Below are 25,321 nucleotides of genomic sequence, written 5' to 3'. Positions count from 1 at the left end.
CGGTCACGCCGACCTGCCGGGATGGCCTTCGGCGGAGCGGCCGCGGCGGTCGTCGCTTTCCGGTGCGCATGCCTCGGAAAGGCGTCAGTGTGCGAGCGGGCGTAGCAGTGCGGAGGTTTTCCACTGCCTCGACGTTGGGCTTGGGATCTGGTCCCGGACGCGCCGTTCGCGGCGGTTCAGCGCGCTGCGGGCGCCGCTAGCACGAGGGCGGCGGCGGATTCGCCCGGGGGCGGTCACATCGTGCCGGGTCGATCCGTCAATGAGGTGCAACAGCCCCCTATGGCAGGGAGAACTCATGGAAGCCCGTCTCAACTTCTACGGCACCCCCGTCGGGGCCAAGTGCGTGAAGCACCTCCAGGCGGCGGCCAAGGTCATCATGGACTCGGCGCTGCCGGCCGCGACGCGGCACCTGGTGGAGATCCGCGCCAGCCAGATCAACGGCTGCGGTGTCTGCGTCGACATGCACACCAAGGACGCCGCGCACGCGGGGGAGAGCGCGACTCGCCTCAACCTGGTGGCGGTCTGGCGGGAGGCGACGGTTTTCACCGAGGCCGAGCGGGCCGCGCTGGAGCTCGTCGAGCAGGGCACTCGCATCGCCGACGCCGCCGGCGGTGTCAGCGACGACGCCTGGGCGAACGCGGCCAAGCACTACGACGAGGACCAGCTCGCCGCCCTGGTGGCCCTCATCGCACTCATCAACGCCTGGAACCGCCTGAACGTCATCACCCAGCAGCCCGCCGGCAACTACCAGCCCGGCCAGTGGGGATGACCGGCACCTCCTCGCGGGGCGGTCCGCAGACCGCCTCCCGGCCTCCCGCGAGCACCGCGAGGGGGTCGGCGTAGGGCGAGGATCGCCGCGAAACCCGCCCGATGACGCCGGGCGGGATCGCGGCGGGCCGACACGGCCCGCCGAACACCTCCCGGCGCTGGCCGGCGGGGGACGCGCGCGGGCCCTGGGCAACCGTGGCGCGCCGTGGCAGTATGGCCGAGATGGCCAGCAGAGCAACCGAGGAGCAGCGCCTGCGCGACCTCGCGCTGCTGCGGCGCGTCCGGGACCGGATCGACCGGGAGTACGCGCAGCCGCTGGACGTCGAGGCGCTCGCGCGCGGGGTGAACATGTCGGCGGGGCATCTCAGCCGCCAGTTCCGGCGCGCCTACGGCGAGTCGCCGTACTCCTATCTGATGACGCGCCGCATCGAGCGCGCGATGGCGCTGCTGCGGCGCGGAGACCTCAGCGTCACCGAGGTCTGCTTCGCTGTGGGCTGCTCGTCTCTGGGCACCTTCAGCACCCGTTTCACCGAGCTGGTCGGCGTGCCGCCCAGCGTCTACCGGCGCCAGGCGCGCACCACGGCGGGGATCCCCTCGTGCGTGGCGAAACAGGTCACCAGACCGATCAGGAATCGAGAAGCGCAGGTCGCAGAGCCGCAACTAGCCTGACGGCCATGGAACTCACCATTCACCACAGCTTCCTTCCGCACAGCGACCCGGAAGCCTCCCTGGCCTTCTACCGCGACACCCTCGGCTTCGAAGTCCGCAACGACGTCGGCTACGGCGGAATGCGGTGGATCACCGTCGGCCCCAAGGGGCAGCCGGACACGTCCATCGTCCTGCACCCGCCGGCCGCCGACCCCGGCGTCACCGAGGACGAGCGCCGCACCATCGCCGAGATGATGGCCAAGGGCACCTACGCGATGATCGTCCTGGCGACGAAGGACGTGGACGGCGTGTTCGAGCGGCTGCAGGCCGGCGACGCCGAGGTCGTCCAGGAGCCGATGGACCAGCCGTACGGGGTCCGCGACTGCGCCTTCCGCGACCCCGCGGGCAACCTGATCCGTATCCAGGAGCGACGCTGAACCGTCCGGCGGTCGCGGCGCCCCGCGCGGACGGCGCCGTGACGCGGCCGCGCGGCGGCCGCCGAGCGACCGCCCCCGACCGCACCGGAACCGGAGACCGATGAGTGCCGCCCCACGCCCTCGCGCGCAGCGCCGTCGCGACACCGAGCACCGCCTCGCCCACGACGTCGACGTCTGGGTGGCCAGCGCCTCGCCGGACGGCGCGCCGTACCTGGTGCCGCTGTCCTTCGACTGGGACGGCGAGTCGCTGCTGCTGGCCACGCCGGCGGACAGCCCGACCGGCCGGAACCTGGCCGCCACCCGGGTCGCCCGGCTGGCGCTCGGCCACACCCGCGACGTGACCATGATCGAGGGAGAGGTCGAGGTCCTCGAGATCGACGCGCTGCCGCGGGACCGCGGCGACCGGTTCGCCGCGCGCACCGGCTTCGACCCGCGCGCGCTGGCCACGCCGTACCGCTGGTTCCGCGTCGTCCCGCGCCGCATCCAGGCGTGGCGCGAGGAGAACGAGCTGGCCGGTCGGGAGCTGATGCGCGACGGCCGCTGGCTGGTGTGACGCCCGGGCCGGCCCCGCCGATCGCCCGGCCGGACCACGGCCGAGGAGCGTACATACTGCTCAGAGCCCGTCAAGGCACGCCCGGCCGCGCCGACGAAGATCACCAAGGCGGCCCGCCGCACGGATGGAGACACCATGAGCAAGGCCGAGAGCGGGGACGCGCAGCCGCACGTCGCCGACAGCCATGATCTGATCCGCGTGCACGGCGCGCGGGAGAACAACCTCAAGAACATCAGCGTCGAGATCCCCAAGCGCCGGCTGACGGTGTTCACCGGCGTGTCCGGTTCGGGGAAGAGCTCGCTGGTGTTCGGCACGATCGCGGCCGAGTCGCAGCGGCTGATCAACGAGACCTACAGCGCGTTCGTGCAGGGCTTCATGCCGTCGCTGTCGCGGCCCGAGGTCGACGTGCTCGACGGCCTGACCACGGCGATCATCGTGGACCAGGAGCGGATCGGCGCCAACGCCCGCTCCACGGTCGGCACCGTCACCGACGCCAACGCGCTGCTGCGCATCCTGTTCAGCCGGCTGGGGGAGCCGCACGTCGGCCCGCCCAACGCGTTCTCCTTCAACGTCCCCTCGGTCCAGGCCAAGGGCGCGATCACCGTGGAGCGCGGCAACCGCAAGGCCGAGAAGGTGACCTTCAGCCGGGCCGGCGGGATGTGCCCGCGGTGCGAGGGCATGGGCTCGGTCACCGACTTCGACCTGTCCCAGCTGTACGACGCCGACAAGTCGCTGAGCGAGGGCGCGCTCACGATCCCCGGCTACAGCATGGACGGCTGGTACGGCCGCATCTTCAAGGGCTGCGGGTTCTTCGACCCGGACAAGCCGATCCGGGAGTTCACCGAGGCCGAGCTGCACGACCTGCTCTACAAGGAGCCGACCAAGATCAAGGTCGACGGCATCAACGTGACGTACGAGGGGCTGATCCCGCGGATCCAGAAGTCCTTCCTGTCCAAGGACCGCGAGGCGATGCAGCCGCACGTCCGGGCGTTCGTGGACCGCGCGGTCACCTTCAAGCCCTGCCCCGAGTGCGACGGCACCCGGCTCAACGCGGCGGCCCGCTCCTCGAAGATCAAGGGGATGAGCATCGCCGACGTCTGCGCGATGCAGATCAGCGACCTGGCCGAGTGGATCCGCGGCGTCGACGACCCGTCGGTGGCGCCGCTGCTCGCCACGCTGCGGCGCACCCTGGACTCGTTCGTGGAGATCGGGCTGGGCTATCTGTCGCTGGACCGGCCGTCCGGCACGCTGTCGGGCGGCGAGGCGCAGCGCGTCAAGATGATCCGCCATCTCGGCTCCTCGCTGACCGACGTCACCTACGTCTTCGACGAGCCGACCGCGGGGCTGCACCCGCACGACGTCCAGCGGATGAACGACCTGCTGCTGCGGCTGCGGGACAAGGGCAACACGGTGCTCGTCGTGGAGCACGAGCCGGAGACGATCGCGATCGCCGACCACGTCGTCGACCTCGGCCCCGGCGCCGGCACGGAGGGCGGCACCGTCTGCTTCGAGGGCACCGTCGAGGGGCTGCGGGCCAGCGGCACCCTCACCGGCCGCCACCTCGACGACCGGGCCGCCCTCAAGGAGACGGTCCGCAAGCCCACCGGCGCGCTGGAGATCCGCGGGGCGACCGCGCACAACCTGCGGAACGTCGACGTCGACATCCCGCTCGGGGTGCTGGTCGTCGTCACCGGCGTGGCCGGCTCGGGCAAGAGCTCCCTGGTGCACGGGTCGATCCCGGCGGACGCGGGCGTGGTGGCGATCGACCAGAGCGCGATCAAGGGGTCGCGGCGGAGCAACCCGGCGACCTACACGGGGCTGCTGGACCCGATCCGCAAGGCGTTCGCCAAGGCGAACGGCGTGAAGCCGGCCCTGTTCAGCGCCAACTCCGAGGGCGCCTGCCCCGCCTGCAACGGCGTCGGCGTCATCTACACCGACCTGGCGATGATGGCGGGCGTCAGCACCACCTGCGAGGAGTGCGAGGGCAGGCGGTTCCAGGCCTCGGTGCTGGAGTACAAGCTCGGCGGCCGCAACATCAGCGAGGTCCTCGCGATGTCGGTGGCGGAGGCCGAGGAGTTCTTCGGCGCCGGGGAGGCGCGCACGCCGGCCGCGCACGCCGTCCTCGAGCGGCTCGCCGACGTCGGGCTCGGCTACCTCACCCTCGGCCAGCCGCTCACCACGCTGTCCGGCGGGGAGCGGCAGCGGCTCAAGCTGGCCGTCCACATGGGCGAGAAGGGCGGCGTCTACGTGCTGGACGAGCCCACCGCGGGCCTGCACATGGCGGATGTACAGCACCTGCTCGGCCTGCTCGACCGGCTCGTCGACTCCGGCAAGTCGGTCATCGTCATCGAGCACAACCAGGCGGTCATGGCGCACGCCGACTGGATCATCGACCTCGGTCCCGGCGCCGGCCACGACGGCGGCCGGATCGTGTTCGAGGGCACGCCCGCCGACCTCGTCGCCGCCCGCTCGACCCTCACCGGCCGGCACCTGGCGGCCTACGTCGGCGCCTGACACCGGCCGTCCTCCCGCGGCGATCATCGTCCGGGGGGCGGTGGGGGGTGTCCGGCGGGGAGGTGGCGCGACTAGCGTGAATCCGTGAGCGTCTACACCCCGGCGGGCAGGGAGCTGGCCACGTCCGTGCTGGCCGCGCTGGACGCCGCCGGGTTCAAGGGGCTGGACGTCGCCCAGGACCCGCGCTGGCCCGACAGCGTCGGCGACGGCGGCTTCCGCCTGCGCGGTCGCGGCGACAAGGTCGAGGTGTTCTATGCCGCCGACGCCGAATGGCCGGACGACGCGTACCTGCGTCACCGCATCGCGGCCATGATGCTCGGCGCCATTGCCGAGGTGCTCATCGCCTGGGGTTTTCCCTTTACCGTGCACCCCGCCTCCGGCGCGGGTTCCGGGATCCCCGCGGCCGCCGAGTCCGGTGCGACCCTCCTGGTGCACGCCCGGCCCGGGCAGCCCTACACCACGAGGTCCTAGCCGCCGACGGGCCGCCCCGCGGCCCGTCGGCGGCTGGAATCCGCGTCCGGCGGCGAGGATGATGGCCCGATGACGTCCCATGGCCGCGCGCCGCATCACGACGCAAGGGAGCACGGCGCCCGCGAAGGCGATGCGGGGCGCAGGGCCCGCTCGGCGACCTGGGGGACGGCGGCGCGGGCCACCGCGCACTGCCTCACCGGGTGCGCGATCGGCGAGGTGCTGGGCATGGTGCTCGGCACGGCGCTGGGCTGGCACGGCGCGGCGACCGTGGTGCTGTCGGTGGCCCTGGCGTTCGTGTTCGGATACGCGCTGACCATGCGCGGAGTGCTGCGCGCCGGCGTCGGCTTCCGCGCGGCCCTCGGCGTCGCGTTCGCCGCCGACACGGCGTCGATCGCCCTGATGGAGATCCTGGACAACGGGGTCATGGTTGTGGTGCCCGGCGCCTTGGACGCGGGGCTGGACAGCCCGCTGTTCTGGGGGTCGTTGGCGTTCTCGCTGCTGGTGGCGTTCCTGCTGACCACGCCGGTGAACAAGTGGATGATCGGCCGCGGCAAAGGCCACGCGGTCGTGCACCGGTACCACCATTGACCGTTCCTGCCGCCCCTGACCGTTCCTGCCGCCCCTGACCGTTCCTGCCGCCCCGTCCCCCTCCGCGGCGGAGCGGACGGGCTCGCCGCGGGGATCAGTCGAACACGAAGTCGGCCGGGTTCGGCTCGCGGGTGCGGCGCCAGTACTCCAGCAGCGAGAACGGCCAGTTCTGCGAGACACGGCCGTGCCGGTTCTTGTACCAGCTGCGGGCTTCCGGGGCGCCCCATGCCATCAGGGCGTTGCCCGCGTCGACCTCGTCGACGAACCGGGCGCAGACGTCGGGCCGCACTTCCATGGTCTTGTGCGGGCCCTTCAGGAGGGTCTTCACCGCCTCGAGGATGTAGCGGGCGGAGCATTCCGAGAAGAAGATGACGCTGCCGTTCACCACGATGTTGGTGTTGGGGCCGTACATGAGGAACAGGTTGGGGAAGCCGGGGACGGTCATGCCGAGGTAGGCCGTGGCGTCGCCGTCCCATCGGGCGCGCAGGTCCACGCCGCCCCTTCCGATGATCTTCATCGGGGCGAGGAAGTCGCCGGCCTGGAACCCGGTGGCGTAGACGATGACGTCGAACGGCATCTCGCCGCGGCCGGCGACCGCGATCCCGGTCGGCGTGATCCGCTCGATCGGTTCGGTGACGAGCTCGACGTGCGGGCGGCGCAGGGCCGCGATCCAGGCGCCGTTGTCGCGCAGCATGCGCTTCGACGCCGGAGGGTAATCCGGGATCACCTTCGCCCGCAGCTGCGGATCGTCCGGGATCTGCGCGCACAGGTAGCCGGTGAGGCGCGCGCGGAGCTCCTCGTTGGCGGCCGACGCGGCGCGCGGCGCTCCGGAGGCGTCCGGCCGCCAGTCGGGGTCGCGCCGGGCGTAGCGGAGCAGCCCTTCCGCGTACTGGTTGAACAGCCAGAACCGGTACCACTTGGCGTAGCCGGGCACCGCGTCCAGCAGCCAGCTCATCCCCTCGGGGAAGGGCTCGGTGAGCGTCGGGGCCGGGGCCAGCCAGGGCGCGCTGCGCTGGAACACGGCCATGCTCCCGACGGCGTCCACGATCGACGGCACGATCTGCAGGGCGCTGGCGCCGGTGCCGACGACCGCCACACGCTTGCCGCGCAGGTCGACCGAGTCGTCCCACCGGGCCGAATGGAAGGCGGGCCCGGCGAAGGAGTCGCGCCCTTCGATGGCGGGCAGCGCCGGCCGGTTCAGCTGGCCCACGGCGCTGATCACCACGTTGGCGCGCACCGTCTCCGCGGCGCCGTCGGCCGTGCGCAGCCGGACGTCCCAGACGCCGGCCTCCTCGTCGAAGGCCGCCTCGGTCACCTCGGTGCGGAACCGGATGGACGACCGGACGCCGGAGGAGTCGGCGAAGTCCCGCCAGTACTCCAGCAGCGTGTCGCGGTCGGAGTAGTGGTCCGGCCAGTCCGAGCGGGCGGCGAAGGAGTAGCTGTAGAGATGGCTGGGGACGTCGACCCGGCACCCGGGGTAGCGGTTCTCCAGCCAGGTCCCCCCGACGTCCTCGTTCTTCTCGATCACCACGTGGTCGACCCCGGCCTGGCGCAGGCGGTGGGCCGCGAGCAGGCCCGACATGCCGGCCCCGATGACCAGGACCCGGAAGTCCACGCCGGGCGCGAGGTCGTCCTTGCGCCAGTCCGGGGCGCCGGGATCGCCGGACAGCGCGAGCTCCTCGGCGAGGAACTCGGCCTGCTCGTCCGAGCCCTCCCCCGCCAGGTAGCGCATGACGGCCCGCAGCCGGGCCGGGTCGAGGTCCGCGACGGGTTCGATCTCGCCGTCGCGCAGCCGCAGCAGCGTGCGCGCGGCGACGTCGCGGGCGAGCGCGAGCCGTTCGGCGTCCAGGCCCGCGTCGACGGCCATCGGGGCCCGGTCGGGCGCGAACTCGGGCCGCAGCAGCGACACGTCGCCGGTCAGGGCGGCGAGCGCCGCCAGCAGCGACGGCACGTCCGCGACGGCCACGCTCTGCCTGATCTTCTCGTCGTCGGCCTTCCGCAGGGCCGTCAGCCCGTCGTCCCTCACGGCGATTCCTTCACAGCGATGGCTCCCCCGCAGCGCGCGCCGGTGACCGGAGCCCGTCGGCGCCCTTCGTCCGAGAGGCCGCCGCTCGGCGGCCCGTCGAGGCCGAGCGGTCTCCCGCGTCGGCGCCCGACTGCTCGTACCCTCGGCATCGCTCGGGGCGAGATCATGTGCGCAGCCGTTGACGAAGATCTGTCCCGCCTTGATCCGGCGCCGGATGCTCCGGCGCCCCGGCCTCATTCGCCGTTCAGGAACATCTCCAGGGGGAGCGTGGCGGCGCCCAAGGCGACCGCGTCGGGGCCGAGCGTGCACAGTTCGATGGACGTCGTGGCGAACGGGTGCCTCAAGGAGTGGCGGCGGGCGGCGTCGCGGATGGCGTCCAGGTAGGTCTCGCCGAGGAGCAGGCCGGCCCAGCCGCCGAGGATGACGCGTTCGGGGTTGAGCAGGTTGATGAGGCCGCCGATGGCCGCGCCGAGGTAGCGGATGGTCTCGTCGATGATCCGGGCTCCGACGGTGCCGGCGGTCCCGGCCTCCAGGATCAGGGCGGCCAGCGCCGACTCTTGGTCGGCGGCGGCCACCGCCCCGCCCGCCTCGGCGTAGCGTTCGAGCATGGCCTCGGCGCCGACGTACGCCTCCAGGCAGCCGACGTTGCCGCAGCGGCACGTGCGGCCGCACACGACGACCGGGGTGTGGCCCCACTCGCCGGCGGAGGCGGAGGAGCCCCGGTCGGCGGTGCCCTGCGAGATGATCGCGGCGCCGACGCCGGACCCGATCAGCCCGACCACGAGGTTCTGGGTGCCGCGGCCCGCGCCGAACCACAGCTCGGCCCGGCCCATGGTGTTGGCGCCGTTGTCGATGAGCAGCGGCAGGTCGGTGCCCGCGCGCAGCAGGCGTTCCAGCGGCACCCGGTCCCAGCCGAGGGTCTGGGCGTCCACGATCACCTCGGGTCGCTGCTCGACGACGCCGGGCACGCCGATGCCCACGCCGAGGACCGCCTCGCGCGGGACGCCGCCGTCGGCGAGGACCGCGTCGATGCCGGCCAGGATCGCCGCGACGACCTCCGGCGCCGGGTGCCGCGCCGGGTCCATCGGGTAGTCGGCCTTGGCCTGCTCGGTCATCGCCAGGTCGAACAGCTCGACCTGCACCCGCGTCTCCCCCACGTCGACGCCGACGACGTAGCCGTAGTCGGGATTCACCTGCAGCAGCACCCTGGGCCGCCCGACCTCGGAGTCCACCGAGCCGACCTCGGCGACGATCCCCTCGGAGATCAGCTCGCGCGTCACGTTGCTGACCGACGCCTGGCTCAACCCGGTCGCCGCGCTGAGCTCCTGCCTGCTGCGCGGGCCGCTGAAGTACAGCTCCCTGAGCAGGACCGCGCGGTTGCCCCGGCGCAGGTCGCGAACCGTGCCCCGCCTGCGCTGCGCCATGGTGCACCTCCCCCGCCTCGCTCCCATCTTCCTTCAAGCCGTGAAAAAAGTCATCCGGAGGTGTTGACGCCCCCGAGGGCCGGAGATTAAATCAAGGCGTGAAAAAAGGTGTGTTCCCCGTCACACACCGGTCACGCACCTTGTGTCCCCAACCCCCCGAGGACCCTGCATGGGCATCAGACAGATGGCGTCGGCCGCCGCGCTGACGCTGCTCGCCGCGACCACCGTCGCCGCCTGCGGAGGCGGCGGCTCGTCCTCCGCCGGTCCGAAGGAGCTCGTCTACTGGGCGTCCAACCAGGGCACCAGCCTCGACCACGACCGGCGGGTGCTCGAGCCCGAACTGGCCAAGTTCACCCAGCGGACCGGGATCAAGGTCAAGCTGGAGGTGATCGGCTGGCCCGACCTGCTGAACCGCATCCTGGCCGCCACCACGTCCGGCAAGGGCCCGGACGTCCTCAACATCGGCAACACCTGGTCGGCGTCCCTGCAGGCCACCGGGGCGCTGCTGCCGTTCGACGACGCGACGTTCGCCAAGATCGGCGGACGGGACCGGTTCCTCGGCCCCTGCCTGGCCGCCACCGGCGCCGAGGGCAAGCCGCCGACCGCGGTCCCGCTCTACGGCCAGGCCTACGGCCTGTACTACAACAAGAGGCTCTTCCGGGAGGCCGGCATCGACAAGCCTCCGGCGACCTGGAGCGAGCTGGTCGAGGTCGGCAAGAAGCTCACCAAGCCGGGCCAGTGGGGCCTCACGCTGCAGGCCGGGCAGGTCACCGAGAACGCCCACCACGCCGCGATCCTCGGCGCCCAGCACGGCGCCCGGTTCTTCAACGGCGACAAGCCCGCCCTCGCGTCCGACGCCGCTGCCGACGCGATCAAGCAGTACGTGGACCTCATGCAGGTCCACAAGATCGTGAACCCGAGCAACGCGGAGTACACCGACACCGCCAAGTCGCTCAAGGACCTCGCGGACGGCAAGGCCGCGATGTTCATGAACCAGGCGTCCGCGGGCTCGTTCCAGGCGGTCGGCATGAAGATGGAGGACCTCGGCGTGGCCCCCATCCCGATGCCCGACCAGTTCCCGCCCGGCGGCCGGCGGGTGAACAGCTTCGTGGCCGGCATCAACCTCGCGGTGTTCAAGAACACCCGCAACCTGGACGGCGCGCTGAAGTTCGTGCAGTTCATGACCAGCACCGAAGAGCAGGTGCTGCTCAACAAGACCTACGGCTCGCTGCCCACGGTCAAGGACGCCTACGGCGACCCGGCCTTCCAGACCGAGGACGTGAAGGTCTTCCAATACGTGCTGAGCACCACCGCCGAGCCGCTGCCGCAGGTGCCGCAGGAGAGCCAGTTCGAGACCCTGGTCGGCACCGCGATGAAGTCGATGTTCGCCGACGTCGCCGCCGGGCGGACGGTCGACGTCGCGGGCATCAAGGCCAAGCTCGCCCAGGCCGACCAGCAGCTGGCCGCCGGAAGCTGACCCGATGACGGCGCTGCTCGACCAGGCCCCGGCCGCCCCGGCGGCGGGGGACCGCCGCCCGCCGCGCCGCCGGCCGCGCCGCGGCCGCCGGGTCGCCCTGCCCTACCTGCTCCTGCTGCCCGCCCTCGTCCTGGAGCTGCTGGTCCACCTGGTCCCGATGGCGGTCGGCGTCTGGATGAGCTTCCGCAAGCTCACCCAGTTCTACATCCGCAACTGGTCCGCGGCGCCGCACGCCGGGTTCGACAACTACCGGGTGATGCTGGACTTCGACTCCGCGGTCGGCCGCAACCTGCTGCACTCGTTCGGGGTGACGGTGGCGTTCACGGTCCTGTCCGTCGGGGCGGCGTGGCTGCTCGGCACCGCGGCGGCCGTGCTGATGCAGTCCCGCTTCCGCGGCCGCGGCCCGCTGCGGGCATTCTTCCTGGTGCCGTACGCGCTGCCCATGTACGCGGCCGTGATCACCTGGGCGTTCATGCTGCAGCGCGACACCGGCATGGTCAACGGCCTGCTCGGCCGGGACGGGCCGGACGCGCCGTTCTGGCTGATCGGCGGCAACAGCTTCTGGTCGCTGGTCGTGGTGTCGGTGTGGCGGACCTGGCCGTTCGCGTTCCTGATCGTCATGGCCGGGCTGCAGAACATCCCCCGGGACCTCTACGAGGCCGCCGCGCTCGACGGCGCGGGCTGGTGGCGCCAGTTCCGGACGATCACCCAGCCGATGCTGCGCCCGGTCAACCAGGTGCTGCTGCTGGTGCTGTTCCTGTGGACGTTCAACGACTTCAACACGCCGTACGTGCTGTTCGGCGAGTCCGCCCCGCGCGAGGCGTCGTTGATCTCCATCCACATCTACCAGAGCTCGTTCGTGACCTGGAACTTCGGGCTCGGATCGGCGATGTCGGTGCTGTTGCTGCTGTTCCTGCTGCTGGTCACGGCCGCGTACCTGGCGGTGACGTCGCGAAGGAGGCGGATCCATGCGTGAGCCGCGCTGGGTGGGCTGGGCCCGCCGGCTGGTGCTGGGGGTGCTGGCGCTGTTCACCGGGCTGCCGCTGTACGCCATGGCCGCCTCGGCGGTCAAACCGCTGGGCGACGTGCAGCGCGACTGGCGCTGGATCCCCTCGACGATCACGTTCCGGCCGTTCGCCGACATCTGGACGACGATCCCGCTCGGCCGCTACTTCCTCAACAGCCTGGTGGTCTCGGGGGCGGCCACCGCGCTGTCGGTCGCCATCGCGATCCTCGCGGCCTACGCGATCAGCCGGTTCCGCTTCCCGGGCCGCCGGGTGTTCTCGATCACCGTGCTGTCCACCCAGATGTTCCCCGGCATCCTGTTCCTGCTCCCGCTCTTTCTCATCTTCGTGAACATCGGCAACGCCACCGGGGTCGCGCTGTACGGCTCGCGGCTCGGGCTCGTGCTGACCTACCTGACGTTCTCGCTGCCGTTCGCCATCTGGATGCTCGCCGGGTACTTCGACTCGATCCCGAAGGAGCTCGACGAGGCCGCGCTGGTCGACGGCACCGGCCCGGTCGGCGCGCTGCTGCGGGTCGTGGTGCCCGCCGCGACCCCCGGGATCGTCGCCGTCGCCATCTACTCGTTCATGACCGCCTGGGGAGAGGTGCTGTTCGCGTCCGTCATGACCGATTCCAACACCCGGACCCTCGCGGTCGGGCTGCAGGAGTATTCGACCGAGGTCCAGGTCTACTGGAACCAGGTCATGGCCGCCTCGCTCATCGTTTCGGTGCCGATCGTCGCCGGATTCCTGCTGCTGCAGCGCTTCCTCGTCGCCGGCCTCACCGCGGGCGCCGTCAAATGACCGGTCATCGAGCCGTTTTCTAGGAGAAGAACCGCCGTGAATTTTCCCGCCGACTTCCTTTTCGGTGCCGCGACCGCGGCCTACCAGATCGAGGGCGCGGTCACCGCGGACGGCCGGGGGCCGTCCATCTGGGATGACTTCTGCCGCGTCCCCGGCGCCATCGCGGGCGGCGACACCGCTGACACCGCCTGCGAGCACTACCACCGCTGGCGGGAGGACGTCGCGCTGATGCGGCGGCTGGGCCTGGACGCCTACCGGTTCTCCGTCGCCTGGCCCCGCGTCATCCCCGACGGCGCCGGCGCGGTCAACGGCCTGGGACTGGACTTCTACGACCGCCTCGTCGACGCGCTGCTCGACGCGGGCATCCGGCCGTTCGTCACCCTCTACCACTGGGACCTGCCGTCGGCGCTGCAGGCGCGGGGCGGCTGGCCCGCCCGGGACACCGCGGCGCGCTTCGCCGACTTCGCGGCGGTCGTCGCCGCCCGGCTGGGCGACCGCGTCACCGACTGGACGACCGTCAACGAGCCGCTGTGCACGGCCTGGATCGGGCACCTGGAGGGGCGCTTCGCCCCGGGCGTGCGCGACCTGCGCCAGGCGGTGCACGCCTCGCACCACCTGCTCCTCGCGCACGGCCTGGGCGCGGCGGCGGTACGGGCGCACGCCGCCGCCAAGCCCTCGATCGGCCTGGTCAACAACCTCAGCCCGATCGAGCCGGCGTCCGACCGCGACGAGGACGTGCGGGCCGCGGTCCGGGCCGACGGCCACGTCAACCGCTGGTGGCTGGACCCGGTCCACGGGCGCGGCTACCCCGCCGACATGATCGAGGTGTACGGGGTCGAGCCGCCGGTGCGGGCGGGCGACCTGGAGGCCATCGCGGCCCCCGTCGAGTACGACGGGCTCAACTACTACTTCCGGCAGATCGTCGAGGACGACCCGACCGGTCCCGTCCCGTACGCGCGGCAGGTGCCGGTGCCCGGAGCGCGCGTGACCGCCATGGGCTGGGAGGTCCACGCCCCGGGCCTCACCGAGCTGCTGCTGCGGCTGCGCGACGAGTACGGCGCCGCCCGGATCTACATCACCGAGAACGGCTCGGCGTGGGACGACAAGGTCGGCGCCGACGGCTCGATCAACGACGCGGACCGGATCGCCTTCCTCGAGGACCACCTCGACGCCGTCGCCCGCGCCCTCCGGCACGGCGTACCGGTCAAGGGCTACTTCGCCTGGTCGCTGCTGGACAACTTCGAATGGGCCGACGGCCTGGACAAGCGCTTCGGGCTCGTCCACGTCGACTACGCCACCCAGACCCGAACGATCAAGGCCAGCGGTCACCGCTACGCCGAGATCATCCGCAGTCGCCACCCCCGACGAGGAGCACCATGAGGAATCTGAGACGGGGGCCTGCCTGGACCGCCTCGGCGGTCCTGGCGGCCCTGCTCGTCGCCCCCGCCGCCCCCGCACACGCCGCCGCGTGCGGCTCCGCCAACGCCGCGCTGAACAGGCCGGCGACCGCCTCGTCCGTCGAGAGCGCCGCGTACCCCGCCTCGGCCGCCGTCGACGGCGACTCCGGCACCCGCTGGTCCAGCCAGTTCTCCGACCCGCAGTGGCTCCAGGTCGACCTCGGCTCCGTCCAGACCGTCTGCAAGGTGGACCTGAGCTGGGAGGCCGCCTACGGCAGGGACTTCAAGGTCCAGGCGTCGTCCGACGGCCAGTCCTGGACCGACCTGGTGTCCGTCACCGGCGGGACGGGCGGCACCGTGTCCTACAACGTGTCCGGCTCGGGGCGTTACGTCCGCGTGTACGGCACCGCGCGCGGCACCCCCTGGGGCTACTCGCTGTGGGAGTTCGGCGTCCACGTCGAAGGCGGCGAGGAGCCGCCGATCACCGGCGGCGGCGACCTCGGGCCCAACGTGCACGTCTTCGACCCGTCGATGCCGTCCTCGACCATCCAGGCCCAGCTGGACCAGATCTTCCAGCAGCAGGAGCGGGCCCAGTTCGGCACCGGACGGCACGCCGTCTTCTTCAAGCCCGGCCGCTACAGCGGACTGAACGCGCAGATCGGCTTCTACACGTCCGTGCACGGCCTCGGCCGCAACCCCGACGACGTGCACATCGACGGCGACATCACCGTCGACGCCGGATGGTTCAACGGGAACGCCACGCAGAACTTCTGGCGCTCCACCGAGAACCTGTCGCTCACCCCCGTGAACGGCACCGACCGGTGGGCCGTCTCCCAGGCCGCGCCGTTCCGCCGCATGCACATCCGCGGCGGCCTCAACCTGGCGCCGACCGGGTACGGCTGGGCCAGCGGCGGCTACATCGCCGACAGCAAGATCGACGGGACGGTGAGCCCGTACTCGCAGCAGCAGTGGTACACCCGCGACAGCTCCATCGGCGGCTGGCTCAACGGCGTGTGGAACATGGTGTTCTCCGGCGTCCAGGGCTCGCCCGGCGACACCTTCCCCGAACCGCCGTACACGGACCTGAGCACCACACCGATCAGCCGCGAGAAGCCCTACATCTACCTGGACGGCGATGACTACCGGGTGTTCGTCCCGGCCAAGCGCACCAACGCCCGCGGCACGAGCTGGGAAGGCGGCTCCACGCCCGGCACGTCCATCCCGCTGACGCAGTTCTACGTCGCCAAGCCCGGAGACAGCGCGGCGCGCATCAACGCCGCCCTCGCGCAGGGCCTGCACCTGCTGCTGACGCCCGGCATCTACCACCTGGAGCAGCCGATCCAGGTGAACCGCGCGGGCACCGTCGTGCTGGGCCTCGGCCTGGCGACGCTCATCCCCGACAACGGCGTCACCGCGGTGAAGGTGGCCGACGTGAACGGGGTGCGCCTCGCCGGGTTCCTGGTGGACGCCGGGCCGGTCAACTCGGCCACGCTCGTCGAGATCGGCCCGTCCGGAGCCTCCGCCGACCACGCCGCCGACCCGACGACCGTGCAGGACGTGTTCATCCGCATCGGCGGCGCCGGGGTCGGCAAGGCCACCACGAGCATGGTCGTCAACAGCGACGACGTGATCATCGACCACACCTGGATCTGGCGCGCCGACCACGGCGACGGCGTCGGCTGGGAGACCAACCGCGCCGACTACGGGCTGGTCGTCAACGGCGACGACGTGCTCGCCACCGGCCTGTTCGTCGAGCACTTCAACAAGTACGACGTCCAGTGGTTCGGCGAGCGCGGCCGCACGATCTTCTTCCAGAACGAGAAGGCCTACGACGCGCCCGACCAGGCGGCGATCCAGAACGGGTCGATCCAGGGCTACGCCGCCTACAAGGTCGCCGACTCGGTGAACACGCACGAGGCGTGGGGCCTCGGCTCGTACTGCTACTACAACGTCGATCCCACGATCCGGCAGCACCACGGGTTCCAGACCCCGGTCAAGCCCGGCATCAAGTTCCACCACCTCCTGGTGGTGTCGCTGGGCGGCTACGGCCAGTACAACCACGTGATCAATGACACCGGGGCGCCGACCTCCGGCTCCTCCACCATCCCGTCCGTGGTCGTGTCCTTCCCGTGACGGCCATCCTCCTGGGCCCCGGCGCCGCGTCGGGGCCCAGGAGCCCCTCGCCTTGGGCCCTCGCCTCCCCTTCCTGGAGGAACGCTCACATGAAGCACCGCCCCCGTGCCCTGTCCGTGACACTGACCGCGCTGTCGCTGCTGGCCTCGTTCACCGTGGCCGGCGCGACCCGTCCGGCGTCGGCCGCCGCCTGCGGCACCGCGAACGCCGCATTGAACCGACCGGCCACCGCCTCGTCGGTCGAAAACGACGCTTTTCCCGCCTCCGCCGCCGTCGACGGCAATTCCGCCACCCGTTGGTCCAGCGCTTTCTCCGATCCGCAATGGATCCGAATCGACCTCGGATCGACGCGATCGATTTGCGAAGTCGTCCTCACCTGGGAGGCCGCCTACGCCAGGGCGTTCCACCTGCAGGTCTCCACTGACGGATCGACCTGGACGCCCATCTACACCACCGCCGCCGGCACCGGCGGCACCCAGACGCTCGATGTCACCGGCACCGGCCGCTACGTGCGCATGTACGGCACCGCCCGCGGCACCGGCTACGGCTACTCCCTGTGGGAGATCGCCGTCCACACCGCCGAGGACGACGCCTCCGCCCCGTTCTGGGGCGACGTCTCCACGATCCCGCCCGCGAAGAACGTGCTCATGGTCAAGATCCTCAACCGCACGAACGGCCGGTTCTCCGACGACGAGGTCTTCTGGAGCTACAACGGGGAGGTCCACTCGATCGCCGAGCAGCCGTACTTCGACATGCCGGTTAACACCGCCGGACGGATGTACTTCCATCTCGGCTCGCCCACCAGCGGGTACAGCGACTTCATCGAGTTCACGGTCGGGCCCGACGTGTTCAACGGCAACACCACCAGGGTCGACGGCTTCGGCCTCAAGCTCGCCATGCGGCTGCGCGCCCACGACGGCTACGACGTGTCCGTCGGGGAGGACCTGAGCATCTTCCAGGAGTCCCGCGAGGCCACCTTCCAGCGGTTCATCGACGAGGTGCCGGACGAGTTCGACCATCTCGCCCGGATCGAGGCGCCCTACCGGATCCCCTCGCCGGGCAACTCCCCCGAGTTCCGGCCGGGCGGCGCCTACGCGGACTACTTCACGTCCTACGCCGCGTCGGTCGGCGTCTCGGCCACCACCGCCGAGGTCACGGGGTGCGCCGGCCCGCTGGCCGCGCGCCCCGACATGTGCGCCGCGCTCAACCGGCACGTCGCGACGCTGCCCGAGTCCCAGTGGCGGGACCCGTCGCAGTTCTACAAGGCGGCGCCGGCGAACTACTACGCCAAGTTCTGGCACGACCACGCGATCAACAAGCTGGCGTACGGCTTCCCGTACGACGACTACGCCGACCAGTCCTCGTTCATCTCGCACCGCGACCCGCGGTTCCTGCTGGTCGCCGTCGGCTGGTGAGCCCTCCGGAAACGCCATGAACGCTCGCAGACTCACCTCGGCGCTGGGCGCGCTCCTCCTGATCGTCGCGCTCCCCCTCGTCGCCGTCCCCGCCGACGCGGCGCCCGCCCTGCTGTCGCAGGGCAGGACGGCCACGGCGTCGTCCACCGAGGACGGCGCCCACCCCGCCGCGGCCGCCGTCGACGGCGACACCGGCACCCGCTGGTCCAGTGCGCCCAGTGACCCGCAATGGATCCAGGTCGACCTCGGCGGCACGGCCGCGATCAGCCGTGTCGTGCTCCGCTGGGAGGCGGCCTACGGCAAGGCGTTCAAGATCCAGGTGTCGGCCGACGGATCCACCTGGACCGACGTCTACTCCACCACGTCCGGCACGGGCGGCACGCAGACCTTGGACGTCTCCGGCACCGGCCGCTACGTGCGCGTGTACGGCACCGCCCGCGGCACCGGCCACGGCTACTCGCTGTGGGAGTTCCAGGTCTACGGCGAGATGAGCGGCGCCGCGTGCGGCACCGCGAACGCCGCGCTGAACCGCCCGGCGACCGCCTCGTCGGTCGAAAGCGACGCCTACCCCGCCGCGGCCGCCGTCGACGGCGACACCGGCACCCGCTGGTCCAGCCAGTTCTCCGACCCGCAGTGGATCCAGGTGGACCTCGGGTCGACGCAGTCGATCTGCAAGGTCGTGCTCACCTGGGAGGCCGCCTACGCCACGGCGTTCCAGGTGCAGGTCTCCACCGACGGGTCGTCGTGGACGCCGATCTACTCGACCAGCACCGGCACCGGCGGCACCCAGACCTTGGACGTCTCCGGCACCGGCCGCTACCTGCGCGTCCACGGCACCGCCCGCGCCACCGGCTACGGCTACTCCCTGTGGGAGATCGCCGTCCACACCGGCGACGGCGCCGTTCCGTCGGACACGCCGATCTCCGCGTTCAAGAAGGTGTCGGCGTCGTCCTGGGAGGGCGGCAACGCCCCCGCCGCGGCGCTGGACGGCCGCCTGAACACCCGCTGGGCCAGCCTGCCCGGCGACGACCAGTGGCTGGAAGTCGACCTCGGCGGGACCGGCACGATCACCGCCCTGTCCCTGCACTGGGAGGCGGCCTACGCCACCGGCTACCGCGTCGAGGTGTCGGACGACGACTCCCGCTGGACCACGATCTACAGCACTTCTACCGGCAAGGGCGGCGTCGAGAACCTCGCCGTCTCCGGCAGGGGACGCTACGTCCGCGCCGCCCGGCGGCGGGCAAAGGCCACCGAGACTGCCCCGACCTGGTCTTTTAGGGTGGTGGAATGTCCCAGAGCCCGCACCACGGGGCGGCCAGCGGCCGACGCGCCCCGGCAGATCCGTGGACGGCGTTCAAGCGATCGCCGTACCTGCCGGCGACCGTCGTCACGCTGATCCTCACGACGGCCGCCGCCCTGTTCGCGGGCTCCTACACCTACTCCATGGCGAACCCCACCCCGCATTGGATCCCCGTCGCCGTCGTGGGCGATGACCGCGGGGCGCACGGCAGGGCCTTCATCGAGGGAATGGAGAAGGCGCTGGCGGCCTCCGTGAGAGTGCACCGGTACGGCGACCGCGCGGCCGCCCTGCGGGCGGTGAACGAGCAGAAGGTGTACGCGATCCTGCTGATCCGCGACTCGGGGACGAGGATCGACCTGGAGGCGGCCGGGGCCTCGGGCGCCACCGTCGCGCAGTTCCTGGAGCAGGCGGCGCCCCGGGTGGGCGAGGCGACAGGGGTCGCCGTCGCGGTCCGCGACATCAAGCCGCACCAGCGCGGCGACCCGCGCGGGCTGGCGGTCTTCTACATCACGCTCGCCGCCGTGATCGTCGGCCTCGTCGGGGCCGCCCAGCTCGGCGTGCACGCCAAGGCGCTGACCCCCGCGGGCCGGATCGCGTTCACGGCGGTGTACGCGCTGCTCGGCGGGTTCGCCATCGCCGCGGCGGTGGACTGGGTCCTCGGCGCGCTGCGGCTGCCCTTCGCCGAGTCCTGGGCGATCCTCGGCCTCACCATGTTCACCTCGGGGATGGTCTTCAACATGTTCAGCGTCCTCGTCGGCCGCTGGGCCCTCGTCCCGGCGTGGGGGTTGATGGTCGTGCTGGGCAACCCGTCCTCGGGCGGCGCGGTCTCCTGGGCGCTGCTGCCGTCCCCGCTCGCCTCCATCGGCCGGTGGCTGCCGCCGGGCGCCTCGGTGAACGCCCAGCACACCGCGATCTACTTCCGCGACCACCAGCACGCGTTCCCGTTCCTCGTCCTCGGCGGCTGGGCGCTGACGGCGGTGGTCGTCTTCTGGTTCCTGCGCCACCGCGCGTCGGGCGGGCGGGACGACCGGGCCGTCCGCGCGCCGGCCTGACAGCGCGGCGGCGCCCGGCCGGCCGGCGGTCCGGCGCGGTGCGGGGCGCCGGGCTGCGGTCCGCTCAGATCACCGGGTGCCGAGGAGGACCGACTCCGGCAGCGGCGCCGCCACCGGCGGGAGCCGCTTGCCCTCGCGGGCGGAGCCGTTCGGGGCGGCCAGGGCCGCGGCGCCCGCCGGGCTCCGCTCGGTGCGGGCCGAGGCGCGGGCGACGGTCCTGCGCCGACACCTCGTCGGCCGCCTTCTCGGCGGCCTCGTCCTGGCGCCCGACCTCGGCGCGCTGCGCCGCGATGCGGTCGGCCAGGGCCTTCTTCGCCGCCGCGGCCCGGTCCTCGGGCACGGACGGCATGACGCCCCCTTGAAGATCATCCTTAGGGGTGGCGACGCGGCGGCGGAAAGCGCCCCGACGGCCGTCACTCCTTGGTCGCGGCGCGGCGCGCGGGGCTGCGTTGGAAGATGGCGAACAGCCACAGCAGCGACGGGACGAGCAGGACCATCCCGAGAATGACGGTGACCAGGGTGGCGCGCAGGACGGCGGGATGGGCGGCGGCCTCGGACACCGTCACGTCCGGGGGGAGCATGACCGGGTACTGCGCCACGGCCCAGCCCCACAGGACCGCCGCGACGGCCAGTGCGGCGGTGCCCCTGGCCGGGACGTATCTGCGCGCGGCCAGCAGGGCCATGGAGGCGAGCCCGGCGACGCCCGAGACGAGCACGAGGGGAAGGGCGCGTCCGGTCAGCCCGGCGTAGAGGGCGGGCGCGTCGGCGCGCACCACGAACAGGCCGCCGAGCGCGATCGCGCCGGTGACCACCGCGGTGACGAGGCCGCGCAGGCGGAAGGCGCCGGCCAGCCGTTCGTCGCCGCCGCGGCGGGCGTCGCCGGTGAGGTAGACGGCCGCGAGGTAGGCGGTGGTGCCGACGGCCAGCGCGCCCGCCATCAGCGACGTGGGGTTCCACCAGCTCGACACCAGGTCGCCCGCGGCGAGCCCGTACGGGACGCGTCCGGACGCGACGCCGCCCGCGACGGCGCCGAGGAAGAACGGGGTGACGACCGACGACAGCGCGAACGCGCCCCCGAACAGCCGCAGCTGCCACAGCTCGGTGCTGGCCTTGCGGAACGCGAACGCGGCCCCGCGGGCGATGATCCCGATCGCGACGAGCGTCAGCGGGATGTACAGGGTGGAGGCGACCGACGCGAAGACGCCGGGGAAGCACGTCCAGAACATCACCAGGACGAAGATCAGCCAGACGTGGTTGGCCTCCCAGACGGGGCCGATCGAGTGCTCGATCAGCCGCCGCTGGGCGTAGCCGCGCCGGGCGCCGCCGGCCAGCGCGTCCCAGAAGCCGCCGCCGAAGTCGGCGCCGCCGAGCAGCGCGTACAGGGTGAGCCCCGACCACGCCAGGATCAGCAGCCACTGCGCGGCGGTCACGGCGCGAACTCCTCCGCCCAGCCCTCCTGGGGCGCGGTGACCCGCTGGGTGCGCAGCCGGTTCAGGACGTAGACGGTGGCGACGGTGAGCACGACGTACACCGCCAGCACCACGACCAGTCCCGCCCACAGGCCGGGCGCCGGGTTGACCGCGTCCGCGGTGCGCAGGTGCCGCCACACGACCCAGGGCTGGCGCCCCACCTCCGTGGTGATCCAGCCGGTTTCGAGCGCGACGACCGCGGCGGGGCCGGACAGCACCGTCAGCCGCAGGAACCAGCGGCTGCGCGGCAGGTCGCGGCGGCGCCACCACGTCAGCCCGAGCCAGAGGCCGAGCAGCAGCAGGCCGAGCCCGATCGCCACCATCACCTGGAAGCACAGGTGCACCGGGGTCACCGGCGGGCGGTCGGCGGCCGGGACCGCGTCCAGCCCTTGCACGACCGTGCTCGGCCGGAAGCCGACCAGGATCGACAGCGCGTCGGGGATGTGGAGGGCGTACCGCAGCCGCCCGTCCAGGTAGACGCCGCCCAGGGACAGGTCGACGTGCGAGGAGGTGCGGTTGAGGCCCTCCATGGCGGCGAGCTTGGTCGGCTGGTGGTGCGCGAGGAACCGGGCCAGGGAGTCCCCGATCACGATCTGCACGGGCGTGATGGCCGCCGCGGCGGTGAACGGCAGCAGGAGCCCGATCCGGTGGTAGCGGTCGCGCCGGCCGCGCAGCATCGCGGCGGCGTACACCGCGGCGATGCCGAACCCGGCGACCATGAACGCGGCGAGGATCATGTGGACGGTCTGCAGCGGCGTGGCCGGGTTGAACATCGCCTCCCAGGGGCGCACCCCGGTGACCGTGCCGTTCGTCAGGTCGAACCCGCGCGGCTGGTTCATCCAGGCGTTGACGCTCACCACGAAGAACGCCGAGGCGACGCCGGCCACGCACACCGGCAGGCCCGTCAGCAGGTGCAGGCGGGGCGGCAGCCGGTTCCAGGCGTACAGGTAGATGCCCAGGAAGACGGCCTCGATGAAGAACGCGAACCCTTCCAGCGCGAACGGCAGGCCGATCACCTGGCCGTAGGTCGCCATCAGCCCGGGCCACAGCAGGCCCATCTCGAAGGACAGGATCGTCCCCGACACCGCGCCCACGGCGAACAGCACGCCCATCGCCTTCGCCCAGCGGTGCGCGAGCCGCTCGTACGCCTCGTCGCCGGTGCGCAGGCCGCGCCACTGCGCGAACACCGTCAACGCCGGCATGCCCACGCCGAAGCAGGCCAGGATGATGTGCCAGCCGAGGGAGATCGCCATCTGCACGCGCGCCGCCACCAGGTCGGCCGGTGTCGCGGCGACGTCCGACAGCACCATGCGATCCCTCCTCGACGTGATCGGTCGATGACTGTCTGTTACATCACCAGGAACGGCGACTTCACTCGCCGCTCGGCTCCGGCGGCCTTGCGAACCTCGGCGACACGGGCGGCGGCGGGCCCGTGCATCACGTCCACGCGCTCGGCGACCACGGACTCCGCGACGGCGGAACGACGCACCGGCCGCCCCCGCCACGGCAAGGGGAACGGTGTCCTTGGTCACACGCTCCCCCAGACGGTCCGCGACTGGTGGAGCCGGTGTGAAAGGCGAGATTCCTGTGGTCGGCGACTTTACAGATTTTACCTTTTGCGGTTTGCGAATTCTTTGCCTCATCTCCTATGGTCCCTGGTATTCCGCAGCCGGTCCGCCGTGGCGCGGACCTGCCGGCGGGACGCCTAATCCCGGCGCTGGACGCCCGGGAACCGGGGACCCACCCGCCTTTCGGGGTGAATCCGCGACGCCGTCGCGGTAGGGCCGCTCCTTGGCCCGAACCCGTCAGCTAACCCGGTCGGCAGTCAAGGAGAGGAGAGATCATGCAGGAGTCGCCGAGGCCCGACACGCCCGCCGTCCTGGTCCGACGCCCCCGCCTTTCCATGAAGGCTCCGTCGCCCTGATGCATCGGGCGGCGCCGGCCCCGGCGCCCGCCGCGCCCCTCGATCCGCGCGTCCGCGGTCCGCGCCCTCATTCGTCCGGGACGGCGATTCCACCGCCGACTCCGACAGGGGCACGCATTTCTGACCCACGTCACCCCCGCGGGCGATAGAAGCCTTTCTCGGAATCGCCCGGTTTTCTCAAGCGCGCCCCGACTTCCCACCTCAGCAGGTCTTTTCCGCCTGCCCTGTTTCGGCTGCGCGCTGCACATTCGAAAGGAAGTCCCCCCATGACTTCGAGCGGTAGACACCGTCGCGTCGAGCCTTGGCCCCCTCAGCTGTCGCGCCGCGCGGTCCTGCTGGGCGGCGGCACCCTGGGGGGCGTCGCGGCCCTCGGTCTCGCCACGGCGATGGGCCCGCCTCCCGCGCACCAGGCGCAGACCATGGCGAGCGTCGCCGACCCGCAGACCGGAAGCGGCGGGAAATCCCGGACCCGCCGGTCGGCCGCCGGTCCCCCGCTGATCCACTCGACCGAGGACTGGGGGGCGCGCACCCCGTCCCGGCGGGCGACCGTGCTGTCCCGCGCCCCCCGGTACCTCGTGGTGCACCACACCTTCACGCCCAACGTCGGCGACTACTCGCTGCGGCAGGGCTTCCGGCTCGCCCGTTCGATCCAGGGCGCGCACATGGGCCAGGGCTGGGGCGACACCGGCCAGCACTTCACCGTCAGCCGCGGAGGCCACATCATGGAGGGCCGCAAGGGCAGCCTCGCCGCCGCGCGCCGGGGCAGGATGGTGATCGGCACGCACGTCGCCGGGGCGAACGGCTACACCGTCGGCATCGAATGCGAGGGGACCTACAACGCGACCCTGCCGCCCCGCCGTCTGCTGGACTCGCTCGCCGAACTGCTCGCCTGGCTGTGCGTCCAGTACCGCCTCGACCCGATGAAGGCGATCGTCCCGCACATGAAGTTCAACAGCACCGACTGCTGCGGATACGCCTTCGCCCCGACGCTGCCGCGCCTGCGCCGGGACGTCGCCAAGCGGCTGCGCACCGCGAAGCTCGCCTGACGACGCCGGCGTCGGGGCGGGCGCCGGCCGGTCTCACCGCCTGACCGCGTCCGGCACGGCCGGGCTCCGCGTGATCCTCCAGGCGGCCAGGACGTGCGCGATCTCCGCCGTGACGTCGGCCGCCGCGGAGTGCAGGAAGAAGTGGTCGCCGGGGAACACCCGCAGCCGGCAGCCGGCGGCGGCCTGCTCCCGCCATCGCTCCAGGGTCGACGGCGGCGCGACCTCGTCGGCGGCTCCCCCGAACACGGTGATGGGGGTCGCGAGGGGCGCCTGGCGCCGGTGCTCGTAGGTCTCGACGACGGAGAAGTCGGCCTTGAGTATGGGCACCATCAGCTCCATCAGCTCCGCGTTCTCCAGGATCACCTGGGGCGTCCCGCCCAGCCTCCGCAGATGCCGCACCACCTCCGCGTCGGTGGCCGAACGGATCGGCGGCAGGGTCGGCGGGACGCCGGGAGCGGTCTTCGCCGAGAGGAACAGGTGCACCGGTGCGGGGTTTCCCCGCGCGCGCAGGGCCCTGGCCAGCTCGAACGCGATCAGGGCGCCCATGCTGTGGCCGAACAGGGCGAACGGGCGGTCGAGGGCGGTCTGGAAGGCGTCCGCCAGGGCCTCGACCAGCGGCGGCAGCCGGGTGAACGGCGCCTCCCGCATCCGGCTGCCCCGGCCCGGCAGTTCCAGGGGGTACACGCTGATCCAATCGGGGAGCAGGTCCTGCCAGCCGCGATAGACCGCGGCGGCTCCGCCCGAGTAGGGCAGGCAGAAGAGCCGCAGCTCGTCGTCCGGGCGCAGCTCCCGGCCCACCAGCCAGCGTCTGTCCACAGCATCTCCTCCTGTCAGGGTCTCCGGCCGTGCCCGAGCCGGACGACCGGTCGGC

General features: G+C 72.1%; 23 protein-coding genes and 1 riboswitch. Of the genes, 16 read left to right on the top strand and 7 right to left on the bottom strand.

The features are described 5' to 3' along the window. The first annotated feature begins 295 nt into the window (after positions 1-295). The 7 genes from AR3_RS13850 (at position 296) to AR3_RS13820 (ending at position 5,979) form a co-directional block, all read left to right on the top strand. Positions 296-769, top strand: a complete 474-nt coding sequence (locus AR3_RS13850; RefSeq protein WP_067914110.1) for a carboxymuconolactone decarboxylase family protein — start codon at positions 296-298, stop codon at positions 767-769. Between the two features lie 221 nt (positions 770-990). Next, entirely contained in the window at positions 991-1,437 is a 447-nt protein-coding gene (locus AR3_RS13845; RefSeq protein WP_067914138.1) for a helix-turn-helix transcriptional regulator, read from the top strand. A gap of 5 nt (positions 1,438-1,442) precedes the next feature. After that, positions 1,443-1,853, top strand: coding sequence for a VOC family protein (locus tag AR3_RS13840; RefSeq protein ID WP_067914109.1), 411 nt, complete (start codon positions 1,443-1,445; stop codon positions 1,851-1,853). A gap of 100 nt (positions 1,854-1,953) precedes the next feature. Continuing rightward, positions 1,954-2,406, top strand: coding sequence for a pyridoxamine 5'-phosphate oxidase family protein (locus AR3_RS13835; protein ID WP_067914108.1), 453 nt, complete (start codon positions 1,954-1,956; stop codon positions 2,404-2,406). 135 nt (positions 2,407-2,541) lie between these two features. Further along, positions 2,542-4,920: an ATP-binding cassette domain-containing protein gene (locus AR3_RS13830; protein WP_067914107.1), complete on the top strand. Its 2,379-nt coding sequence runs from the start codon at positions 2,542-2,544 to the stop codon at positions 4,918-4,920. An 84-nt stretch (positions 4,921-5,004) separates the two neighbouring features. Beyond that, complete coding sequence (locus AR3_RS13825; protein WP_067914105.1) at positions 5,005-5,391, top strand: hypothetical protein; 387 nt, start codon at positions 5,005-5,007, stop codon at positions 5,389-5,391. Positions 5,392-5,460: 69 nt separating this feature from the next. After that, positions 5,461-5,979, top strand: coding sequence for a DUF4396 domain-containing protein (locus AR3_RS13820; protein ID WP_067914102.1), 519 nt, complete (start codon positions 5,461-5,463; stop codon positions 5,977-5,979). 94 nt (positions 5,980-6,073) lie between these two features. Here AR3_RS13820 and AR3_RS13815 read toward each other — a convergent pair whose 3' ends face one another. Beyond that, entirely contained in the window at positions 6,074-8,005 is a 1,932-nt protein-coding gene (locus AR3_RS13815) for a flavin-containing monooxygenase (protein ID WP_067914101.1), read from the bottom strand. Between the two features lie 233 nt (positions 8,006-8,238). Continuing rightward, positions 8,239-9,429 carry an ROK family transcriptional regulator gene (locus AR3_RS13810; RefSeq protein ID WP_067914098.1) on the bottom strand — a complete coding sequence of 397 codons (1,191 nt, stop codon included), beginning with the start codon at positions 9,427-9,429 and terminating at the stop codon, positions 8,239-8,241. Between the two features lie 169 nt (positions 9,430-9,598). On the opposite strand from AR3_RS13810, the gene AR3_RS13805 reads away from it, so the two are divergent. The 8 genes from AR3_RS13805 to AR3_RS13770 all read left to right on the top strand — a co-directional run bounded on the left by AR3_RS13805 (position 9,599) and on the right by AR3_RS13770 (position 20,011). Continuing rightward, entirely contained in the window at positions 9,599-10,906 is a 1,308-nt protein-coding gene (locus AR3_RS13805) for an ABC transporter substrate-binding protein (RefSeq protein WP_067914095.1), read from the top strand. Positions 10,907-10,910: 4 nt separating this feature from the next. Then, complete coding sequence (locus AR3_RS13800) at positions 10,911-11,882, top strand: carbohydrate ABC transporter permease (protein WP_067914092.1); 972 nt, start codon at positions 10,911-10,913, stop codon at positions 11,880-11,882. Beyond that, a complete protein-coding gene (locus AR3_RS13795) occupies positions 11,875-12,714 on the top strand; it encodes a carbohydrate ABC transporter permease (protein WP_067914090.1) in 840 nt (279 codons plus the stop codon). The genes AR3_RS13800 and AR3_RS13795 overlap by 8 nt, the downstream gene beginning before the upstream one ends. Positions 12,715-12,750: 36 nt before the next feature. Next, positions 12,751-14,094: a GH1 family beta-glucosidase gene (locus tag AR3_RS13790; RefSeq protein WP_067914089.1), complete on the top strand. Its 1,344-nt coding sequence runs from the start codon at positions 12,751-12,753 to the stop codon at positions 14,092-14,094. Continuing rightward, complete coding sequence (locus AR3_RS13785; RefSeq protein ID WP_067914088.1) at positions 14,091-16,244, top strand: discoidin domain-containing protein; 2,154 nt, start codon at positions 14,091-14,093, stop codon at positions 16,242-16,244. Before AR3_RS13790 ends, AR3_RS13785 begins: the two co-directional genes overlap by 4 nt. Before the next feature lie 89 nt (positions 16,245-16,333). Then, positions 16,334-17,659 (top strand): beta-1,3-glucanase family protein, encoded by a 1,326-nt coding sequence (locus AR3_RS13780; RefSeq protein ID WP_067914087.1) that lies wholly within the window; start codon positions 16,334-16,336, stop codon positions 17,657-17,659. A gap of 16 nt (positions 17,660-17,675) precedes the next feature. Continuing rightward, a complete protein-coding gene (locus AR3_RS13775; protein WP_067914085.1) occupies positions 17,676-19,055 on the top strand; it encodes a discoidin domain-containing protein in 1,380 nt (459 codons plus the stop codon). Next, entirely contained in the window at positions 18,947-20,011 is a 1,065-nt protein-coding gene (locus AR3_RS13770) for an ABC transporter permease (protein ID WP_067914083.1), read from the top strand. Before AR3_RS13775 ends, AR3_RS13770 begins: the two co-directional genes overlap by 109 nt. 64 nt (positions 20,012-20,075) lie before the next feature. On the opposite strand, the gene AR3_RS13765 is transcribed toward AR3_RS13770, so the two are convergent. From AR3_RS13765 to AR3_RS30550, 4 genes are all read right to left on the bottom strand, one after another. Next, a complete protein-coding gene (locus AR3_RS13765; RefSeq protein WP_067914081.1) occupies positions 20,076-20,360 on the bottom strand; it encodes a hypothetical protein in 285 nt (94 codons plus the stop codon). A 64-nt stretch (positions 20,361-20,424) separates the two neighbouring features. After that, positions 20,425-21,441: a cytochrome d ubiquinol oxidase subunit II gene (locus AR3_RS13760; protein ID WP_067914078.1), complete on the bottom strand. Its 1,017-nt coding sequence runs from the start codon at positions 21,439-21,441 to the stop codon at positions 20,425-20,427. Next, a complete protein-coding gene (locus AR3_RS13755) occupies positions 21,438-22,790 on the bottom strand; it encodes a cytochrome ubiquinol oxidase subunit I (protein ID WP_067914075.1) in 1,353 nt (450 codons plus the stop codon). The genes AR3_RS13760 and AR3_RS13755 overlap by 4 nt, the downstream gene beginning before the upstream one ends. A gap of 38 nt (positions 22,791-22,828) precedes the next feature. Beyond that, positions 22,829-22,969: a hypothetical protein gene (locus AR3_RS30550; RefSeq protein WP_157406670.1), complete on the bottom strand. Its 141-nt coding sequence runs from the start codon at positions 22,967-22,969 to the stop codon at positions 22,829-22,831. A 203-nt stretch (positions 22,970-23,172) separates the two neighbouring features. Further along, positions 23,173-23,320: riboswitch (cyclic di-AMP (ydaO/yuaA leader) on the top strand. Positions 23,321-23,670: 350 nt separating this feature from the next. On the opposite strand from AR3_RS30550, the gene AR3_RS13750 reads away from it, so the two are divergent. Further along, entirely contained in the window at positions 23,671-24,450 is a 780-nt protein-coding gene (locus tag AR3_RS13750; protein WP_083951476.1) for a peptidoglycan recognition protein family protein, read from the top strand. A gap of 33 nt (positions 24,451-24,483) precedes the next feature. Here the strand turns inward: AR3_RS13750 and AR3_RS13745 are convergent, their stop codons facing one another. Further along, on the bottom strand, positions 24,484-25,266 hold the full coding sequence (locus tag AR3_RS13745; RefSeq protein ID WP_067914069.1) for a thioesterase II family protein: 783 nt from the start codon (positions 25,264-25,266) through the stop codon (positions 24,484-24,486). Between the last annotated feature and the right edge of the window lie 55 nt (positions 25,267-25,321).

The organism is Actinomadura rubrobrunea NBRC 15275 (genome assembly GCF_001552235.1).
GTDB classification, from domain to species: domain Bacteria; phylum Actinomycetota; class Actinomycetes; order Streptosporangiales; family Streptosporangiaceae; genus Spirillospora; species Spirillospora viridilutea.
This window is presented reverse-complemented; position numbering and strand designations above follow the sequence as displayed.

Coding starts and splice junctions, on each gene's coding strand:
- AR3_RS13805 (WP_067914095.1), top strand. CDS start 9,599: ATGGGCATCAGACAGATGGCGTCGGCCGCCGCGCTGACGCTGCTCGCC.
- AR3_RS13755 (WP_067914075.1), bottom strand. CDS start 22,790: ATGGTGCTGTCGGACGTCGCCGCGACACCGGCCGACCTGGTGGCGGCG.
- AR3_RS13770 (WP_067914083.1), top strand. CDS start 18,947: ATGTCCCAGAGCCCGCACCACGGGGCGGCCAGCGGCCGACGCGCCCCG.
- AR3_RS13810 (WP_067914098.1), bottom strand. CDS start 9,429: ATGGCGCAGCGCAGGCGGGGCACGGTTCGCGACCTGCGCCGGGGCAAC.
- AR3_RS13845 (WP_067914138.1), top strand. CDS start 991: ATGGCCAGCAGAGCAACCGAGGAGCAGCGCCTGCGCGACCTCGCGCTG.
- AR3_RS13785 (WP_067914088.1), top strand. CDS start 14,091: ATGAGGAATCTGAGACGGGGGCCTGCCTGGACCGCCTCGGCGGTCCTG.
- AR3_RS13835 (WP_067914108.1), top strand. CDS start 1,954: ATGAGTGCCGCCCCACGCCCTCGCGCGCAGCGCCGTCGCGACACCGAG.
- AR3_RS13795 (WP_067914090.1), top strand. CDS start 11,875: ATGCGTGAGCCGCGCTGGGTGGGCTGGGCCCGCCGGCTGGTGCTGGGG.
- AR3_RS13780 (WP_067914087.1), top strand. CDS start 16,334: ATGAAGCACCGCCCCCGTGCCCTGTCCGTGACACTGACCGCGCTGTCG.
- AR3_RS13775 (WP_067914085.1), top strand. CDS start 17,676: ATGAACGCTCGCAGACTCACCTCGGCGCTGGGCGCGCTCCTCCTGATC.
- AR3_RS13850 (WP_067914110.1), top strand. CDS start 296: ATGGAAGCCCGTCTCAACTTCTACGGCACCCCCGTCGGGGCCAAGTGC.
- AR3_RS13830 (WP_067914107.1), top strand. CDS start 2,542: ATGAGCAAGGCCGAGAGCGGGGACGCGCAGCCGCACGTCGCCGACAGC.
- AR3_RS13800 (WP_067914092.1), top strand. CDS start 10,911: ATGACGGCGCTGCTCGACCAGGCCCCGGCCGCCCCGGCGGCGGGGGAC.
- AR3_RS13820 (WP_067914102.1), top strand. CDS start 5,461: ATGACGTCCCATGGCCGCGCGCCGCATCACGACGCAAGGGAGCACGGC.
- AR3_RS13750 (WP_083951476.1), top strand. CDS start 23,671: ATGACTTCGAGCGGTAGACACCGTCGCGTCGAGCCTTGGCCCCCTCAG.
- AR3_RS13765 (WP_067914081.1), bottom strand. CDS start 20,360: ATGCCGTCCGTGCCCGAGGACCGGGCCGCGGCGGCGAAGAAGGCCCTG.
- AR3_RS13840 (WP_067914109.1), top strand. CDS start 1,443: ATGGAACTCACCATTCACCACAGCTTCCTTCCGCACAGCGACCCGGAA.